Source organism: Streptococcus suis, assembly GCF_002964045.1.
Lineage (GTDB): Bacteria > Bacillota > Bacilli > Lactobacillales > Streptococcaceae > Streptococcus > Streptococcus suis_U.
The window spans coordinates 1-307 of sequence record NZ_POPB01000658.1 but is presented as its reverse complement, the minus strand read 5'-3'; the positions used below and the strand labels follow the sequence as shown (position 1 = coordinate 307).

The 307-nt window shown below is 46.9% G+C and carries 1 pseudogene; it reads right to left on the bottom strand.

Annotated elements, in window-relative coordinates:
* Nucleotides 1–307, bottom strand: a pseudogene (locus C1E99_RS13930) (glutamyl aminopeptidase); the annotation flags it as partial.

Sequence of the window (307 nt, the reverse complement as noted above, 5' to 3'; positions counted from 1 at the left end):
AATATCACCTGCAGGCGAGCAATCAACAGCAAGGAAAATATCTGGATTGAACTTGGTTGTAGAAGCATGAGCTCCACGTAGGCCAACCTCTTCTTGCACATTTGCCCCAGCAATCAACTGATTTGGCAAAGATTGACCGGATAGGCTTTCCAGTAGTTCGGTCACCATAAGAACACCGAAGCGGTTGTCCCAAGCCTTAGAAATAACATTTTTTCCGTTGGCTGTTAGAATGGTTTCGTTTTTGGGAACCAAGACATCCCCTGGACGAACGCCGAACGCCCAAGCTTCGTCATAATTGGCGAAACCA